The organism is Intrasporangium calvum DSM 43043 (genome assembly GCF_000184685.1).
In the GTDB taxonomy this organism is placed as follows: Bacteria; Actinomycetota; Actinomycetes; order Actinomycetales; family Dermatophilaceae; genus Intrasporangium; species Intrasporangium calvum.
The window spans coordinates 2,480,472-2,497,262 of sequence record NC_014830.1 but is presented as its reverse complement, the minus strand read 5'-3'; the positions used below and the strand labels follow the sequence as shown (position 1 = coordinate 2,497,262).

Sequence of the window (16,791 nt, the reverse complement as noted above, 5' to 3'; positions counted from 1 at the left end):
AAAGGGAAACCGTCATGCGTCGAATCACCCTGTGGGCCATGAGCACCCTCACTGCCCTGGTCCTGCTCTTCAGCTACTCCACCTCGAGGACGCCCGACGTCACCGCGACCGCGGACACCAGACGGCTCGCCTCGAGCCAGCAGTCCGATGTCTCGGGCGCCGCATCCGGCTCGGGCGCCGCATCCGGCTCGTCCGGGTCGGGCGTCGCGGCCGCCGGCGCGTCGGCCACGTACCTCGGCGACGAGGTGATGACCCGGTTCGGCGTGGTCCAGGTGAAGATCACCGTTGCCGACGGGAGCATCACCGCAGCGGACGCGGTCCAGGCGCCGATGCGGGACCGCCACGACCAGATGATCAACGCTCGCGCCGTGCCGGTCTACAACTCCGAGGCGGTCGACGCCCAGGCCGCGGACATCGATGCCGTGTCGGGGGCGACGGTCACGTGGGAGGGCTACACGGAGTCGCTTCAGTCGGCCATCGACCAAGCCCACCTCTGAGGAGGCAGTGATGACAACCATGACGACGCGCACCGTGAGCTCTGTGGTCCCGCCCGTGGGACGAAGGGCGTGGGTGGAGCAGGTGATGGGGATCCCGGTGAGCATCCACCTGCGCGGGCCCGAGGTGGACAGCGCCGCGGCCGCCAGGGCGGTGGCCGGCGCCTACTCGACGCTCCGTGGGATGGACGTGGTCTTCTCGACCTACCGGGAGGACAGCGACGTCATCCGACTGCGCCGCGGTGAGACGACGCTCGAGGAGTGCAGCCCCTTCGTCCGGGAGGCCCTGGGCCTGGGTGAGCTCGCCGAACGACGGACGGGTGGTGCCTTCACCACGCTCCTGCCCGCGGGTGAGGGGGACCTCGCGTTCGACCCCACTGGGCTCGTCAAGGGCTGGGCCGTCGACCTCGCGGCCCGCGAGCTGGAGACGCTCGCGGGGACCTCCTACTGCATCAACGCCGGAGGTGACCTCCTCATCGGCGCCCACGCGGACCTGCCGCGGTCGGGGCCCGGGGCGCTGCCGTGGCGGGTCGGCATCGAGGACCCGCGCGACCGGACGTCGATCGCCACGACCGTGTCGTTGACGCATGGCGCGGTCGCCACGTCCGGCACTGCCGCGCGCGGGGCTCACCTCTACGACCCGGTGACCGGCCGCCACGTGGGTCGCCCGGGCTCCGTCACCGTCATCGGTCCGACCCTGGTCTGGGCGGACATCTGGGCGACCGCCCTGTTCGTCGGAGGAGAGCGCGCTCGCGAGGCGTTCCTCCGGTCAGCCCCGGACTACCTCTCCACCGCCCTCTGACACATCGAAGGAGCGGTTGGTCCCCTCGCACCGTGAGTCCACGTCTCGGACCGGGACGAACTGCTCTTTCGATGGGTGGCGGCCTCAGGGGGTGCGTGCCGAGAGCGCGGCCGAGAGCTCCCCTGGAGTGGTCACCGGTCGGTCGCAGACAAAGCCACGGCAGACGTATGCCGCTGGGTTGCCTCCCACGAGCGGCCGTCCCTCGAGCAGGGGGATCCCGGGCGAGTCGGGGGCACCATGGACCATGACGAGGCCGGGGCTCGTCGCCAGGTGGGTCGTGCGCGCCAAGGCCTGGGCCTGCGGTCCGCTCCCGACGACGGCGACCTGCAGCGGGCCGGCCGCAAGGGCCTCGGCGCCGGCCAGCGTCCAGCCGCCGAACCGCGGCTCCCGGCGCGCCAGCCCCATGCCGGCGTCGATGCCGCGGCGCCCCGCCTCGATGGCCTCCGGGTCACCGGTCAGCGCGCCGAGGGTGACGAGGGCGACCGCGATGGCTGACTGGCCGGACGGCTCGGCGTTGTCCGCCCCACTGCGCGGACGCAGGAAGAGCTGTTCGGCGTCCGCCGCGGTGTCGTGGAAGCCACCGTCCTCTGCCCCGAACCGGTCCCGAGCCTGTCGGAGCAGGTGGCCCGCGACGGTGAGCCAGCGCGCCTCGCCCGTCGCCTGGTGCAGCGACAGCAGCCCCTCGGCCACGTTTCCGTAGTCGTCCGCCACGCCGGCGGCTGCACCGGCCCGACCGTCTCGGGAGGCGCGCCGCAGGCCACCGTCCACGACGTGCAGGTCGAGGACGAGATTCGCGGAGGCCACGGCAGCGGCGACCCAGGCAGGCTCCTCGAAGATGGCCCCGGCCTCCGCGAGGGCGGTGATGGCGAGCCCGTTCCACGAGGTGACAACCTTGTCGTCGCGGCCCGGTTGGGGCCGCTTCGCCCGCGCCTGCGCCAACCGGGTCCGCACGTCTCTGAACCACTCCCGGTCGTCGGGGTCGGTGAGGAGCTGGAGCGTCGAGGTGCCGTGCTCGAAGGTCCCGTGCTCGCTCACGGAGAAGAGGTCGGCCGCCCGTGCTCCGTCCGCCTCGCCGAGAACCTCGGCGAGCTGGGCGGGGGTCCACACGTAGGTCAGGCCCTCGACGCCCTGCGTGTCGGCGTCGAGGGACGACGCGAACCCGCCGTCTGTCGTGCGCAGCTCGGTGAGCAGGAACTCGGCCGTCTCCCGGGCGACCTTCTCCGCCAAGGGGTTCTGGCCCAAGCGCCACCAGTGCGCATAGACCCGCAGCAACAGCGCGTTGTCGTAGAGCATCTTCTCGAAGTGCGGCACGACCCACTTCGCATCGACGGAGTAGCGGGCGAAACCGCCGCCGACCTGGTCGTACATCCCGCTCCGGGCCATCGCCTCGAGCGTCCGGTCCGCCATGGCCAGAGACACGTCGTCCCCCGTCCGGCCATGGTGGCGCAGCAGGAACTCCAGCACCATCGACGGGGGGAACTTCGGCGCACCACCGAAACCACCCGCACCAGAGTCGAACTGACCCGACAACAGCGTGACGGCGCGGTCGAGATCGGCGAGCCCAGCGGCATACGGCTCAGGGCTGGCCAGCCCCTCGCGAAGGGCGCTGGTGATGTGGAGGCCGGAGGCGCGGACCTCCTCCTCACGTGTCCGCCACGCCTCGTCGACGGCGGCGACGAGCTGGAGGAAGTGGTCCCGCGGGAAGTACGTGCCGCAGAAGAACGGCTCGCCCTCGGGAGTGAGGAAGCACGTCATCGGCCACCCGCCGTGACCGGTCGTCGCCGTGACCGCCGCCATGTAGACCGCGTCGATGTCGGGCCGCTCCTCCCGGTCCACCTTGACCGACACGAAACGCTCGTTGAGCGCCTGCGCCACCGCCTCGTCCTCGAACGACTCGTGCGCCATGACGTGGCACCAGTGGCACGCGGCGTAGCCGACGGAGAGGAGGACCGGGACGTTGCGCTCACGCGCCTCGGCGAAGGCCGACTCTCCCCACTCCTGCCAGTCAACCGGGTTGTCCCGGTGCTGGAGCAGGTACGGGCTGGTCGCCGCAGCGAGTCGGTTGCTCATCCCTCCACCCTGCCATCCGGGTTGCTGCCGAGCGGCGTCAGTCGTTCATCGCCTTGATGATCATGACGGCGAGACTGACCCGGTCCCGGGCCGCGGGGTCGCCGGGGTCGCCAGCGGCCTCGAGCGCGTTGTCGGCCTCGCGCACGATCGTCCACGCGCGGGCGCGGCCCTCGTCGATACCGGCGCGTTCGCAGATGATCTCGAGGCGGCGACGCAGCGACCAGCGCACCTGCGACCCGGTGCCGAGCTCGCCGGCGCGGTTCCACAACGCCGGTGCCACCTCGAAGGCGGGATCGCCGGCCATCGGCTTTGGGTCGATGGCGAGCCAGGGTGTCCGTCGGGCGGCCAGGACGTTCGCGAAGTGGAGGTCGGTGTGCAACAGGCGCTCCTCGGCCGGGGGGCGAACCACGAGCTCACGGGCGAGCGCGGCGGCCTGGTCGAGGTAGCGGCGCGGGATCACCGGCGGGGCGGCACGGAGCTCATCGGCCTGCCGGGAGGCGTAGTCGTCGAGGCGGGGGATGCGGGGGTGCGCCGGGCGACGGAGCGTCGTGATGAGCTGGCCGATCACCGTGCACGCCTCGTCGATCTCGACCTGCACCAGGTCGCGAACGTCGACGCGCTCGAGGAGGAGCGCGAACCGGGACGGGTCCGCCCGGACGAGGCGGACGGCGCCGTGGCCGTTCCAGGTCTGGAGTGCGAGCGCCTCGGTCGCCGCCTCCGGGTGGGGCCAGGACACCTTGAGCACCGCTTCGCCGGCGACGCCGACCGAGCCGCGCCCGGCGCCGAGCAGCCGCACGGGGACGACCACGGAGCAGGAGCCGCTGAGGCTGCGGCCGGTCGGCTCGAGCTCCCACTCGGCGAGCAGGTCACGCAGCAGCCCCGGGAGCTCCTGCAGCCAGTCCTCACCGGACAGGTAGCCGTCCGCGGCGACACCCGCGATGCGGTGGGCGAAGTGCAACGGGATGAGGTCGATCACGGCCGTGGCTGCCTCAGGCCCGGGAGCGCCACCGGGTTTCGTCCCCAGTCGACGGCGGCCAGCTGGACGACGGCGAGCCAGCGGGCCACGTCGTCGACGGCCTCCGGGGTGGGGACGGCCGGCAGGACGGCGCCCAGCGCGCCGATGGCTCGACCGAGCACCAGGTCGGCAAGGCGGTCGGCACTCTTGTCGTCCGTCACGGCGAAGGGCAGCGGCCACCCGCTCGACTCCTCGGCGCGGCCGACGGCCCGCTCCAGCGCGCGCAGCCGTTCGAGCGCGGTGAGGGCCCGCCGTCGCTGCCCGCCGGACGACTGGGCGGCGACGACCTCGAACGCGTAGACGAGGGGAGAGGTCCGCTCGGCGAGCTGACTGCGGACCGGGCTCGTCCCGGAGGCCGGGAGGACGTCCTCGCCGAGGAGCCCCGCCCCGGTCAGGAGGCCGCCGTATGCCGCTGTCAGCAGCTCGCGTGCGCCGTCCGTCGCGCTCGTCGTCGCCTTGAGGTGCCCTGCGGGCAGGATGGCCAGCAGCTGCGCCAGGCGGGCGACCGTCAGGTGCTGGACGGGTGCCGCGTCAGCGCTGGTGGTGGGCGGCGTGGGCGTGGTGGGCGTGGTGGGCGTGGTGGGCGGGGTCGTTGGGGGAGCGGTGATCTCGTCCGTGGGGACCCCGTCGTTCGTGAGACGACCGGCAAGGACTCGGCGCTGCTGCTGCACGAGGCCACGGATGCCCTTGAGCGCGGTGGGCCTCGTCGCGCGCGGCCAGGTCCGGAGGACCTCGTCGAGGTCACGGACGACCGCCACGAGGAGCGCCTCGTCCGCGGCCGGGCGGCGCGTGGGAACGGGAGGAGGTGGCTGCGGCAGGTCGAGGCGCAGCCCCCGGTCGACGAGGACCGCGAGGACGGCTGCGCCGCCGCCGATGAGGAGCAACCGCCGGGGCGGAAGAGCGCGCTGCTCGCTCACCCGGGACCCGCGTCTCCGGGTGTCGCCACTCATGGGTCAGATCCTGCCACGCGTGTGTCGCCGGCCGTGCAGCCCACAGGCGCACGGTGGAGGCACGGTGGAGGCACGGTGGAGGGACGGTGGGGGCACGGTGGAGGCACGTTTGGGGACTCGGGGGGACTCGGTGGGGGCGGACGGATCGGAGTCCGGTGGCCGGCCGTTGTGGTCGGCGAGGACGACCGAGCCCGGTTAGAGTAGGTTCACGCGGCCCGCCCGAGAGTGCGTGTGCCGGAATTCGAGAAGAGCAGGAGGTGATGGCGATGAGCACGGTCGAGCAGATCAGAGCCACCATCGAGCCGGCTCTTGTGTCGCTCGGGCTCGTCATCGATGACTTGGCGGTCAACCAGGCCGGGAAGCGCCGGATGGTGCGCGTCCTCGTCGACTCCGACATCGCCGGCCTCGACCCCTCTGATGCCACGAGCCCGGTGCCACCGCTCTCCCTCGACGACATCGCCGACGCGACCCGCGCCGTCAGCACCCGGCTCGACGACTCCGACGTCATGGGCTCGATGCCCTACGTGCTCGAGGTCAGCTCGCCCGGCGTCGGCCGGCCGCTGCGCTCCCGCCACGACTTCCGGCGCCAGGTCGGCCGGCTCGTCGACGTCGCCCACGAGGGCGGCTCGGTGACCGGTCGCCTCATCGAGGTCCACCCGGACCGGCTCGTTCTTCAGGTCCCGGCCACGAAGAAAGCTGCTGGCCACCAGCTGACGCTCGCGCTCGACTCCGTGCACCAGGCAACGGTGCAGGTCGAGTTCAAGCGGGCCGAGGTGGAGGCAGCTCACCCGCAGGCGGCGCTCACGACTCACGAGGCAGACATCGAGGCCGGTCCCGCCGGCCCGGACGAGGAGAACTGATGGACATCGACCTTGCCGCACTCCGGGCCCTCGAGCGGGAGCGGGGGATCAGCCTCGATGTGCTCATCCCCGCCATCGAGCAGGCCCTCCTCGTCGCCTACCACCGCACCGAGGGCAGCTACCGCAGCGCCAGGGTCGAGCTCGACCGCAAGACCGGTCACGTCGTCGTCTGGGCCCGCGAGGAGGGCGACCTCCTTCCCGCAGAGGAAGGCGAGCGGCCACAGCGGGGCGAGCCGGGGCCGGAGTTCGACGACACCCCGGTCGGCTTCGGTCGGATCGCCGCCTCGACGGCGCGCCAGGTCATCGTGCAGCGCCTCCGCGACCTCGAGGACGAGCAGATCCTCGGCGACTTCAAGGGCCGGGAGGGTGACGTCATCTCAGGCGTCATCCAGCAGAGCCAGGACCCGCGCAACGTCCTCGTGGACTTCGGTGCGGTCGAGGGCATTCTGCCGCTCGCCGAGCAGGTGCCGGGGGAGCGTTACGTTCACGGCGAGCGTCTCCGTTGTTACGTCGTCAGCGTCAAACGTGGACCGCGGGGTCCGCAGGTCGGGCTGTCCCGGACCCACCCCAACCTGGTCCGCACCCTGTTCAAGTTCGAGGTGCCCGAGATCGCGGACGGCACGGTCGAGATCGCTGCCCTCGCTCGCGAGTCGGGGCACCGGACGAAGATCGCCGTGCACTCCAAGGTGCCCGGCGTCAACGCCAAGGGCGCGTGCATCGGGCCGATGGGCGCTCGGGTCCGCGCGGTCATGACCGAGCTGCGGGGCGAGAAGATCGACATCGTCGACTACTCCGAGGACCCGGCGACGTTCGTCGCGGCAGCGCTCTCCCCGGCGCGGGTGCAGTCCGTCGAGATCGTCGACGCGGCGGCTCGCACGGCCAGGGTCGTCGTGCCCGACTACCAGCTCAGCCTCGCCATCGGCAAGGAGGGCCAGAACGCCCGGCTCGCCGCGAAGCTGACCGGCTGGCGGATCGACATCCGGCCCGACACCGAGGCGACGCCCCCACCCCCCGCCTGACGATCGAAAGAGCAGTTCGTCCCCCCTCCTCACGATCGAGAGAGCAGTTCGTCCGGCGCGCCTCGAGCGCGCCGAGTGTCCCGACCCGGGACGAACTGCTCTCTCGATCGAGGCGAGGAACGGCTCTTTCGATGAGCAGGCGGGGGATCGGGCCCCCGGGGACCGAGCCCAGCGGCATCCGGGTTAGACTGTTCTGTGGCCGACCGGACTGGACTCCGTGCCGAGCCGTCCCGCACCTGTGTGGGATGTCGAGGAACGGATAGCTGGTCGGCTCTGCTGCGAGTGGTCGCGGTGACGGACGGAGATACCCGGGGAAGCACCCCGGTTCACCTCCGGCCTGACCCGAGACACCAGATGCCGGGTCGTGGTGCGTGGCTGCACCCCCGAACCGACTGTTTCGAGCTGGCAGTGCGCCGCAAGGCGTTCGGACGTGCCCTGCGGTTGCAGGCCCCGGTCGACGTGAGCGCGGTGGCACAGCATCTCGGAGTCCAGCTCGCGTAAAGCAGCATTCTTCAGATCGACCGTCACCCGGCGGTCGTGCACAACGTCAAACGAACCAAGGCGGGTCAAACGCTATGAGCCTCCGATGAGTCCTCAGCGATGAGCAAGCCCCAGCAATAACCCCCGGTTCGGCCTCCTGTCAGGTCCGGACCAAGACAGGAGAAATGTGGCCAAGGTCCGGGTCTACGAGCTCGCAAAGGAGCTCGGTGTAGAGAGCAAGGCTCTGCTTGCTCATCTCAAGAGCCAGGGAGAGTTCGTCAGGTCGGCATCGTCGACCATCGAGCCCCCAGTCGTCCGCAAGATCAAGGAGTCGTTCCCGGCGGAGCTGCGCTCCGGCGGTGACGCCAAGCCGTCCGCGAGGACCGGCACCCCCACTGCACCGTCCGGCGGTGCGCCTGCGGCCCCGAGGACGGGTGCACCCACCGCTCCGGCGGCCCCAGCTGCTCCCGCCGCGCCGGCTCCCGCCGCGCCGGCGTCCGCCACGCCCGGTCGGCCGGGACCCGCTCCGAGCCGCCCCGGGCCTGCCGCGCCGGCGCCCTCGTCGGCTCCCGCTGCTTCGGCGGCTCCGGCCGCTCCCGCTGTCCCGGCGGCGACCACAGCACCGGCCGCTCCGGCTGCCCAGCCGGCTCCTGCGGCGAAGGCCGCGCCCAGCGGGCCTGCGTCTGCCCCTGCGGCCAGGCCTGCGGCCCCCGCCCCCAGTCGCCCGGCGGCTCCGGCCGCTCGCGGCGGCGCCCCGACCCCGGGGCCGCGTCCCGCGCCCCGTCCGAGCACGCCGCGACCGGGCAACAACCCGTTCGCCCCGAGCCAGGGGATGGGCCAGACCAGGCAGCGTCCCGGTGATGGCGGTCCCCGCCCCGGCAACAATCCGTTCAGCCCGAGCCAGGGCATGCCGCGTCCGCAGCAGCGCCCCGGTGGCCCGCGCCCCGGCGCGCCTGCCGGTGGCTCGCGTCCCGGCGGTCCGGGTGCCGGTGGTCCTCGTCCGGCCCCGCGTCCCGGTGGCCCGCGCCCCAGCCCGGGCATGATGCCTGAGCGCAGCACGATCGGCCGTCCCGGCCAGCGTCCCGCGGGCCCCGGCCGCCCCGGCGGTCCCGGTGGCCCCGGTGGCGCCGGTGGGCGCGGCGGCTTCGGTGGCGGCGGTGCCGGCGCCGGTGCGCCCGGTGGTCCGAGCCGCGGTGGCTTCGGTGGTGGCCCCCGTGGCGGCGGCCCGGGTGGCCGTGGCGGCACGCAGGGCGCCTTTGGCCGCGGTGGCGGTCGTCCGGTCCGAGGCCGGAAGTCCAAGCGCGCCAAGCGCCAGGAGTTCGAGCAGATGCAGGCGCCGTCGATCGGTGGCGTCACGGTCCCTCGTGGTGACGGCAAGACCGTCGTGCGGGTGCGGCGTGGTACGTCGCTGACCGACTTCGCCGACAAGATCAACGCCAACCCGGCATCGCTCGTCACTGTTCTCTTCCACCTCGGTGAGATGGCGACGGCGACGCAGTCGCTCGACGAGGACACCTTCAAGCTCCTCGGTGTCGAGCTCGGCTACGACGTCCAGGTCGTCTCCCCGGAGGAGGAGGAGCGTGAGCTCTTCGACTCCTTCAACATCGACCTGGAGACGGGCATCGAGGGCGAGGACGACGAGGACCTCGAGGCGCGTCCGCCGGTCGTCACCGTCATGGGTCACGTCGACCACGGCAAGACGCGCCTGCTCGACGCGATCCGCAACGAGGACGTCGCAGCGGGCGAGGCCGGTGGGATCACCCAGCACATCGGTGCCTACCAGGTCCGCAAGATGCACGAGGGCGTCGAGCGTCCGATCACCTTCATCGACACCCCGGGTCACGAGGCGTTCACCGCCATGCGTGCTCGTGGTGCAAAGGTGACCGACATCGCCATCCTCGTGGTCGCGGCCGACGACGGTGTCATGCCCCAGACGATCGAGGCTCTCAACCACGCCCAGGCGGCCGACGTGCCGATCGTCGTCGCGGTCAACAAGATCGACGTCGAGGGCGCCAACCCGTCCAAGATCCGCCAGCAGCTGACCGAGTACAACCTCGTCGCCGAGGAGTACGGCGGCGACACCATGTTCGTCGACGTGTCGGCCAAGCAGGGTGTCAACATCGACGGGCTGCTCGAGGCGGTCCTGCTCACCGCGGACGCCGCGCTCGACCTGCGCGCCAACCCGGAGCGCGAGGCCCGCGGTGTCGCCATCGAGGCGAACCTCGACCGGGGCCGCGGCGCCACGGCGACGGTGCTCGTCCAGACCGGCACGCTCCACGTCGGGGACGCCATCGTCACCGGCTCGGCCTACGGTCGCGTCCGCGCCATGCTCGACGAGCACGGCAAGAACGTCAAGGAGGCCGGCCCGTCCCGTCCGGTGCAGGTGCTCGGTCTCAGCTCGGTGCCGCGCGCCGGTGACACGTTCGTCGTGGCACCGGACGACCGGACTGCTCGCCAGATCGCCGAGAAGCGTGAGGCGGCCGACCGCCAGGCCAGCCTGGCCAAGGCCCGCAAGCGCATCTCGCTCGAGGACCTCAACGAGGCTCTCGCGGCCGGCAAGGTCGAGACCCTCAACCTCATCCTCAAGGGTGACGTGTCGGGTTCCGTCGAGGCGCTCGAGGACGCGCTGCTCAAGATCGACGTCGGCGACGAGGTCGACCTGCGCATCATCGACCGCGGCGTCGGTGCGATCACGATGAACAACATCAACCTCGCGATGGCGTCCAACGCGATCATCATCGGCTACAACGTTCGGGCCGAGGGCCAGAACGCCGACTACGCCGAGCGCGAGGGCGTCGAGATCCGCTACTACTCGGTGATCTACCAGGCCATCGACGAGGTCGAGGCCGCGCTCAAGGGCATGCTCAAGCCGGAGTTCGAGGAGGTCGAGCTCGGCACGGCGGAGATCCGCGAGATCTTCCGTTCGAGCAAGTTCGGCAACATCGCCGGATCGATCGTCCGCAGCGGCGAGATCAAGCGTGGCTCGAAGTCGCGGATCACCCGCAACGGTGTCGTCATCTCCGAGAACGTCGAGATCGCCGGGCTGCGTCGGTTCAAGGACGATGTCACCGAGGTCCGTGATGGCTACGAGTGTGGCATCAACCTGGGGTCGTTCAACGACCTCCAGATCGGTGACCTCATCGCCACCTACGAGATGCGCGAGAAGCCGCGCGCCTGACGGTGCTCGTGGAGGGGCCGCCGCTCCGGGAGGGCTGAGTGCCCGATCGGCGGTGGCTCCCTCCACGTCACACCCGATATGTCCGTATGCCGCCGGGCTCGCTCCCGATGCCCGGCACGTTCGGCTGCGGCGGGCTGCGTTCCACCGAGGTTAGGGTGGGTACGCGGCCAGACGTCCAGGCTCACCCCGTGTGAGGCTCAGCGGTGCGTCCCGCAGCCGTGACCATTCGAGAAGAAACGAGGTAGGAGCAATGGCTGACCCAGCTCGCGCCCGCAAGATCGCCGATCGGATCAAGGTCATCGTCGCGGAGTACCTCGAGTTCCGTATCAAGGACGACCGGCTCGGTTTCGTCACGATCACCGACGCTCGGGTGACCGGCGACCTGCAGCACGCCTCGGTGTTCTACACGGTCTTCGGATCCGACGAGGAGCGCCAGGCGACGGCTGCCGTGCTCGAGGCCAACAAGGGCCGGATCCGCTCGGCCGTCGGCAAGCAGATCGGTATCCGGCTCACTCCGTCGCTCGAGTTCATCGCGGACGCGCTTCCCGAGGGCGCGGCGCACCTCGAGGACCTCGTCGCGCAGACCCGGGCGCGGGACGAGGAGCTCGCCCGTGCTGCAGCGAACGCCAAGCACGCGGGCGAGCCGGACCCCTACAAGAAGCCGGCCGAGCGTCTCGCTGCCGACGACGTCGACGTCGAGGCTCGGTGACCGCACCGAGCGGTCTGCTCGTCGTCGACAAGGCCGCCGGCTGGACCAGCCACGACGTGGTGGCCAGGGCGCGACGACTGTGCGGGACGCGCCGGGTCGGCCATGCCGGCACCTTGGACCCGATGGCGACCGGGGTGCTCGTCCTCGGCGTGGAGAAGGGCACCAAGCTGCTCACCTTCCTCGTCGGCTGCGACAAGGAGTACCGGGCGACGATCCGGCTGGGGCAGGCGACGGTCACCGACGACGCAGAGGGTGATCCGACGACATCCCTGGGTGTCGCCGACCCTGGCGGGCTCGAGGCCCGCCTGGGGGACGCGGTGTCGGGGCTGACCGGCCACATCCGGCAGGTGCCGAGCGCGGTGAGCGCGATCAAGGTGCGCGGGGAGCGCAGCTATGTGACGGTCCGCAAGGGCGGGGTCGTCGACCTGCCGGCTCGACCCGTGACCGTGTCCCGCTTCGACGTCCTCTCGGTGACGCGAACCACCTCGGCACTGCCGGATGGCGGTGCCCTCGATGTGGTCGACGTCGACGTCGAGGTGGAGGTGTCCTCGGGGACGTACGTCCGTGCGCTCGCTCGGGACCTCGGCGCCGCCCTCGGCGTCGGGGGGCACCTGACCGCGCTGCGGCGGACCCGCGTGGGCCGGTTCGACCTGACCATGGCGGTGTCTCTGGACGAGCTTGCTGACGGGGCAGACGACCGGGCTCACCCGGAGCTGCCGATCGTCCCCGTGGCCGAGGCTGCGAGAGCCCAGCTCCCGGTCCACGAGGTGTCTGCTGACGAGGCGCGCAGCCTCGGCCACGGCCAGCGGATCGCGGCTGGCGAGGTCCGGGCCGAGGCGGTCGCGGCCATCGACCCGGACGGGCGCCTCGTTGCCGTCCTCGACGAGACGCGCACCATGGCCAAGGCCCGGGTCGTCTTCGCGCCTGCCGACTGACGCGGGGTGGCGGCGGGGCCGAGCGGCGGTGGCTACTACAGTGGTCCGCGTGCAGCGCTGGTACGCCCTGGAGGACATCCCGTCGGATCTCGGGCCCACGGTTGTCACGCTGGGCAACTTCGACGGCGTGCACCGGGGGCACCGTGAAGTGCTCGGGCGGGTCGTCCGTGAGGCCCGGGAGCGCGGAGCGACCCCGGTCGCTGTGACGTTCGAGCCGCACCCGGTCACGGTGCTTCACCCCGAGCGGGCCCCAGCAATGGTGATGTCGGTCGAGCAGCGCCTCGACGCGCTGGAGTCGGTGGGGCTGGGCGCGGTGCTCGTGCTGAACTTCACGCGTGAGTTCGCCCAGCAGACGCCGGAGGAGTTCGTCGAGAGGACCTTCGTGGACGGGCTGCACGCCGTCGCCGTCGTCGTCGGCCGGGACACCCGGTTCGGAGTGCGCAACTCCGGGGACGTCGGCACGCTCACCGAGCTGGGCGAGAAGCACGGGTTCGAGGTCATCGCCCTGGACGACATCGGCGAGGCCTCGCACGAGGGGCGGCGCTGGAGCTCGACCCAGCTGCGTGCCGAGATCCTGGACGGCAAGGTGTCGCACGCCTCCGAGATCCTCGGCCGTCCCCACCGCGTCACGGGGACCGTCGTGCACGGCGACCACCGCGGTCGTGAGCTGGGCTTCCCGACCGCCAACCTGTCCCAGGACCACGAGGGCCTCGTGCCGAGCGACGGCGTCTACGCGGGGTGGCTGATCCGTCTCGACCTCGACACGGGCGCCGTCGACCGCACCCTGCCGGCGGCGATCTCGGTCGGGACCAACCCCACCTTCGACGGTCACCAGCGCCGGGTGGAGGCGTACGTCCTCGACCGCACGGATCTCGACCTCTACGGTGAGCGGGTCGCGGTGGACTTCGTCTCCCACCTGCGCCCCACGCTGCGGTTCGACTCGATCGAGGGGCTCGTGACCCAGATGCGCGAGGACGTCGCCCGGTGCCGCGAGATCCTGTCCGCGATCGTGCCCGCCTAGGTTCCCGGGGCGGGCAGCGGCGACGCCCGACGCCTGGTGCTTCGCCCCGGGCCGTCGCGCCGCGGTGGCTGTGGATCGACCTGGGCCTCTTCATCGGGGCTACCGGCCTCACCGTCGTCGGCATCCTGCTCGTGTGGTCGGCCACGAGAGCGGAGAGCGGGGCCGCCGTGGCGGTCAAGCAGGCTCTCGCCGCCGCCATCGGCATGGTCCTGGCCGCGGTCGTCACGCGGGTCGACGTGCGGCTGCTGCGGGCGGCCGCGCCGCTCGTCTACGTCGCGGCGTTGGCTGGCCTCGTCGCGGTGCTGTCTCCGCTCGGGAGGCAGGTCAACGGCTCCCGGTCGTGGATCAGCCTGCCGGGAGGGTTCACGCTCCAGCCGTCCGAGCTGATGAAGGTGGCGCTGGTCGTGAGCCTCGGCATGCTCCTCGCCGAGCAGGCAGACCGGCGCCAACGCCAGCGCCACCGGGACGTCGCCCTGGCCTGGGTGCTGGCCGGCCTGCCCGTCGTGCTCGTCCTGGCGCAACCCGATCTCGGGTCGGCCCTCGTTCTCGTGGCCATGGCGGTCGCGGTCATCGGGGCGGCCGGGGCACCACGTGCCTGGACCGTCGCCGTCGTGCTGGCCGGGGCAGCGACGGTCACGGCGGCATTCACGACGTCGCTGCTCAGTCCCTACCAGCGTGACCGGTTGCGCGCCTTCCTGGACCCTTCGCTCGATCCACAGGGCATCGGCTACCAGACGCGACAGGTGCGGATCGCCATCTCCTCGGGCGGGCTCGACGGGCAGGGGCTCTTCGAGGGAGGGCAGACCCAGGCGGGGCTGATCCCCTACCAGGAGTCCGACTTCGTCTTCTCGGTGGCGGGCGAGGAGCTGGGCTTCCTCGGTGCGGCCGGCATCATCGTGCTGCTCGGCTTCATCGTCCTGCGTGCTCTGGTCGTGGCTCGCAGGGCCGATGCCTTCGGTCACCTGGTGAGCACCGGGGTCGGGGTCTGGCTGGGTGTGCAGGCGGTTGAGAACATCGGGATGAACCTCGGGATGCTCCCGGTGACCGGGCTGCCGCTGCCGTTCCTGTCCTACGGTGGGTCGTCGATGATCGCGGTGTGGCTCGCGGTGGGGATCGTCGGGAACGTCTCCGCGGAGACCACCGGTGCGCAGTGGCGGCGTCGGTAAGTTACCCGTCGGTCACAGTGTGGTGCCGATCGGCGCGCAAGACGTGACCTTTGACGGCGGATGCGGCATCATCCGCTCTACGTGGTTGTCCGCCGTCGCCGAGGTCGGGCCGCCGTGTCAGTGACGAAGGAGTCAGCATGCCCCTGCAGTCCGTCGCCGATCGCGACGTCGACCAAGCGGTCCTCGACAACCGGGCCCCGAGCGTGGGCGCCCTGTTCCGCAGCCGCGTCCAGGCCACCCCCGACCGTCCCGCCTACCTCTACTTCAAGGACGGGGGGAGCGAGCTCACCACGCTGACGTGGCGCCAGACCCACGACATCGTCCAGGAGTGGGCCGCCGGTCTGATCAGCCTCGGCGTCGAGCTCGAGGACCGCGTCGCCATCGCGTCCGCCACGAGCCTGCCCTGGGTGCTCGCCGACCTCGCGATCGTGTGCGCCGGCGCCGCGACGACGACCGTCTACCCGACGACGATCGCCGATGACGTCGCCTACATCCTCACCGACTCCGGCAGCGTCCTGGTCTTCGCGGAGGACGACGCCCAGATCGCCAAGCTCACCGACCGCCGCGCCGACATCCCGCACGTCAAGCACGTCATCGCCATGTCCGGGCGAGGCAGCGATGACGGCTGGGTCATCACGACCGACGATCTGGCTGCCAAGGGGCGGGAGCTGCTCGCCTCGACGCCCGACGCCGTCGACGCGCGGATCGACCAGCTGGGCCCCGAGAGTCTCGCCGTCGTCATCTACACGTCCGGCACCACCGGTCGGCCCAAGGGCGTCCGCCTCGTCCAGGACAGCGTGGTCTACGAGGGCGCGCTCATCCAGGCAACCGGCACGGTCACGGAGGACGACCTCCAGTTCCTCTGGTTGCCGCTCTCACACGTCTTCGGCAAGATGCTCCTCGCCCTCGGCCTCCAGATCGGGTTCCCGACGGCGGTGGACGGCCGGCTGGACAAGATCGTCGACAACATGGCGATCATCAAGCCCACCTTCATGGCCGGACCGCCCCGGATCTACGAGAAGGCTCGCGGTCGGGTCGCGCTCATGCTCGCCCAGGAGACGGGGGTCAAGAAGAAGCTGATCGACTGGGCGTTCAAGGTCGGGGCGGAGATGCGTGACGTCCTCGAGCAGGGCGAGACGCCGTCGTCCGGACTCACCCTCCGGCACCGGCTCGTCACCAAACTGGTCCTGCACAAGATCCAGGAGCGCTTCGGCGGCCGGGTCCGCTTCATGATCAGCGGGTCGGCGCCGCTCAACGCCGAGGTCGCCAAGTGGTTCGGAGCAGCGGGCCTGCTTCTCGTCGAGGGCTACGGCCTCACCGAGACGTCCTCGGGCACGACCGTCAACCTCCCCCGGCCGGGCTGCTACCGGTACGGCTCGGTTGGCTGGCCGATGCCCGACACCGAGGTCGCGATCGCCGAGGACGGCGAGATCCTCGTCAAGGGCCCGGGCGTCATGCGCGGCTATCACAACAGCCCCGAGGCCACCGCGGAGGTCCTCGACGCCGACGGATGGTTCCACACCGGCGACATCGGCCGGATCGACGAGCACGGATTCGTCTACGTCACCGACCGCAAGAAGGACTTCTTCAAGACCTCCGGCGGCAAGTACATCGCCCCGGCCGAGATCGAGGCGAAGTTCAAGGGCATGTGCGTCTACGTCAGCCAGTTCCTCGTCCACGGAGCGGGCCACAACTTCGCCACCGCGCTGGTGACTCTCGACCCGGATGCGATCGCTGGCTGGGCGGCGGCGAACGGTATGGCGGGCCGGCCCTATGCGGAGATCGTCACGTCCGACGCTGCCCGTGAGCTCGTGCAGGGGTACGTGGACAAGCTGAACGACAGCCTCAACCGGTGGGAGACGATCAAGAAGTTCACGATCCTCGACCACGACCTGAGCATCGAGATGGGCGACCTGACTCCGAGCATGAAGCTGCGCCGCCGCGCTGTCGTCGACAAGTACCAGGACCAGCTCGACGCCCTCTACCAGGAGGACTGAGCCCCATCGAAAGAGCAGTTCGTCCCGCCTTCGCACCCACGTCGACCTTGACCGTGGCAGCAGCGGGACGAACTGCTCTTTCGATCGTTCCGGGG

The 16,791-nt window shown here is 71.2% G+C and carries 14 protein-coding genes; 11 read left to right on the top strand and 3 right to left on the bottom strand.

Translation table 11 applies throughout. The annotated features are described in order from the left end of the window. Positions 1–38: 38 nt before the first annotated feature. Both INTCA_RS11325 and INTCA_RS11320 read left to right on the top strand, forming a co-directional pair. On the top strand, positions 39–497 hold the full coding sequence (locus tag INTCA_RS11325; RefSeq protein ID WP_244859821.1) for an FMN-binding protein: 459 nt from the start codon (positions 39–41) through the stop codon (positions 495–497). Positions 498–507: 10 nt separating this feature from the next. Then, a complete protein-coding gene (locus INTCA_RS11320; protein ID WP_013493056.1) occupies positions 508–1,296 on the top strand; it encodes an FAD:protein FMN transferase in 789 nt (262 codons plus the stop codon). Positions 1,297–1,380: 84 nt separating this feature from the next. Here INTCA_RS11320 and INTCA_RS11315 read toward each other — a convergent pair whose 3' ends face one another. The 3 genes from INTCA_RS11315 to INTCA_RS19565 are packed head-to-tail and all read right to left on the bottom strand — an operon-like array spanning position 1,381 to position 5,331. Continuing rightward, a complete protein-coding gene (locus tag INTCA_RS11315) occupies positions 1,381–3,366 on the bottom strand; it encodes a thioredoxin domain-containing protein (protein ID WP_013493055.1) in 1,986 nt (661 codons plus the stop codon). A gap of 37 nt (positions 3,367–3,403) precedes the next feature. Then, entirely contained in the window at positions 3,404–4,342 is a 939-nt protein-coding gene (locus INTCA_RS11310; protein ID WP_013493054.1) for an aminoglycoside phosphotransferase family protein, read from the bottom strand. Continuing rightward, on the bottom strand, positions 4,339–5,331 hold the full coding sequence (locus tag INTCA_RS19565; RefSeq protein ID WP_013493053.1) for a DUF4439 domain-containing protein: 993 nt from the start codon (positions 5,329–5,331) through the stop codon (positions 4,339–4,341). Before INTCA_RS19565 ends, INTCA_RS11310 begins: the two co-directional genes overlap by 4 nt. A gap of 266 nt (positions 5,332–5,597) precedes the next feature. Between INTCA_RS19565 and INTCA_RS11300 the strand changes: the two genes are divergently transcribed. The 9 genes from INTCA_RS11300 to INTCA_RS11255 all read left to right on the top strand — a co-directional run bounded on the left by INTCA_RS11300 (position 5,598) and on the right by INTCA_RS11255 (position 16,696). Further along, positions 5,598–6,191, top strand: a complete 594-nt coding sequence (locus INTCA_RS11300; RefSeq protein ID WP_013493052.1) for a ribosome maturation factor RimP — start codon at positions 5,598–5,600, stop codon at positions 6,189–6,191. Then, entirely contained in the window at positions 6,191–7,210 is a 1,020-nt protein-coding gene (gene nusA / locus INTCA_RS11295) for a transcription termination factor NusA (RefSeq protein ID WP_013493051.1), read from the top strand. The genes INTCA_RS11300 and nusA overlap by 1 nt, the downstream gene beginning before the upstream one ends. Positions 7,211–7,405: 195 nt before the next feature. Then, positions 7,406–7,711 carry a YlxR family protein gene (locus tag INTCA_RS11290; protein WP_013493050.1) on the top strand — a complete coding sequence of 102 codons (306 nt, stop codon included), beginning with the start codon at positions 7,406–7,408 and terminating at the stop codon, positions 7,709–7,711. 166 nt (positions 7,712–7,877) lie between these two features. After that, entirely contained in the window at positions 7,878–10,868 is a 2,991-nt protein-coding gene (infB, locus tag INTCA_RS19145; protein ID WP_013493049.1) for a translation initiation factor IF-2, read from the top strand. A 250-nt stretch (positions 10,869–11,118) separates the two neighbouring features. Next, positions 11,119–11,577 carry a 30S ribosome-binding factor RbfA gene (gene rbfA / locus INTCA_RS11275; protein WP_013493048.1) on the top strand — a complete coding sequence of 153 codons (459 nt, stop codon included), beginning with the start codon at positions 11,119–11,121 and terminating at the stop codon, positions 11,575–11,577. After that, complete coding sequence (gene truB / locus INTCA_RS11270) at positions 11,574–12,512, top strand: tRNA pseudouridine(55) synthase TruB (RefSeq protein ID WP_013493047.1); 939 nt, start codon at positions 11,574–11,576, stop codon at positions 12,510–12,512. Before rbfA ends, truB begins: the two co-directional genes overlap by 4 nt. Before the next feature lie 49 nt (positions 12,513–12,561). After that, complete coding sequence (locus INTCA_RS11265) at positions 12,562–13,533, top strand: bifunctional riboflavin kinase/FAD synthetase (protein WP_013493046.1); 972 nt, start codon at positions 12,562–12,564, stop codon at positions 13,531–13,533. Beyond that, positions 13,497–14,699 carry a rod shape-determining protein RodA gene (gene rodA, locus INTCA_RS11260; protein ID WP_013493045.1) on the top strand — a complete coding sequence of 401 codons (1,203 nt, stop codon included), beginning with the start codon at positions 13,497–13,499 and terminating at the stop codon, positions 14,697–14,699. The genes INTCA_RS11265 and rodA overlap by 37 nt, the downstream gene beginning before the upstream one ends. Positions 14,700–14,836: 137 nt before the next feature. Next, positions 14,837–16,696 carry an AMP-dependent synthetase/ligase gene (locus INTCA_RS11255; protein WP_013493044.1) on the top strand — a complete coding sequence of 620 codons (1,860 nt, stop codon included), beginning with the start codon at positions 14,837–14,839 and terminating at the stop codon, positions 16,694–16,696. Positions 16,697–16,791 lie beyond the last annotated feature (95 nt).

Bases quoted from the DNA above. Each gene is read 5' to 3' on its own strand.
- INTCA_RS11325 (WP_244859821.1), top strand. From the start codon at position 39: ATGAGCACCCTCACTGCCCTGGTCCTGCTCTTCAGCTACTCCACCTCG.
- INTCA_RS11320 (WP_013493056.1), top strand. From the start codon at position 508: ATGACAACCATGACGACGCGCACCGTGAGCTCTGTGGTCCCGCCCGTG.
- INTCA_RS11315 (WP_013493055.1), bottom strand. From the start codon at position 3,366: ATGAGCAACCGACTCGCTGCGGCGACCAGCCCGTACCTGCTCCAGCAC.
- INTCA_RS19565 (WP_013493053.1), bottom strand. From the start codon at position 5,331: ATGAGTGGCGACACCCGGAGACGCGGGTCCCGGGTGAGCGAGCAGCGC.
- INTCA_RS11300 (WP_013493052.1), top strand. From the start codon at position 5,598: ATGAGCACGGTCGAGCAGATCAGAGCCACCATCGAGCCGGCTCTTGTG.
- nusA (WP_013493051.1), top strand. From the start codon at position 6,191: ATGGACATCGACCTTGCCGCACTCCGGGCCCTCGAGCGGGAGCGGGGG.
- rbfA (WP_013493048.1), top strand. From the start codon at position 11,119: ATGGCTGACCCAGCTCGCGCCCGCAAGATCGCCGATCGGATCAAGGTC.
- INTCA_RS11255 (WP_013493044.1), top strand. From the start codon at position 14,837: ATGCCCCTGCAGTCCGTCGCCGATCGCGACGTCGACCAAGCGGTCCTC.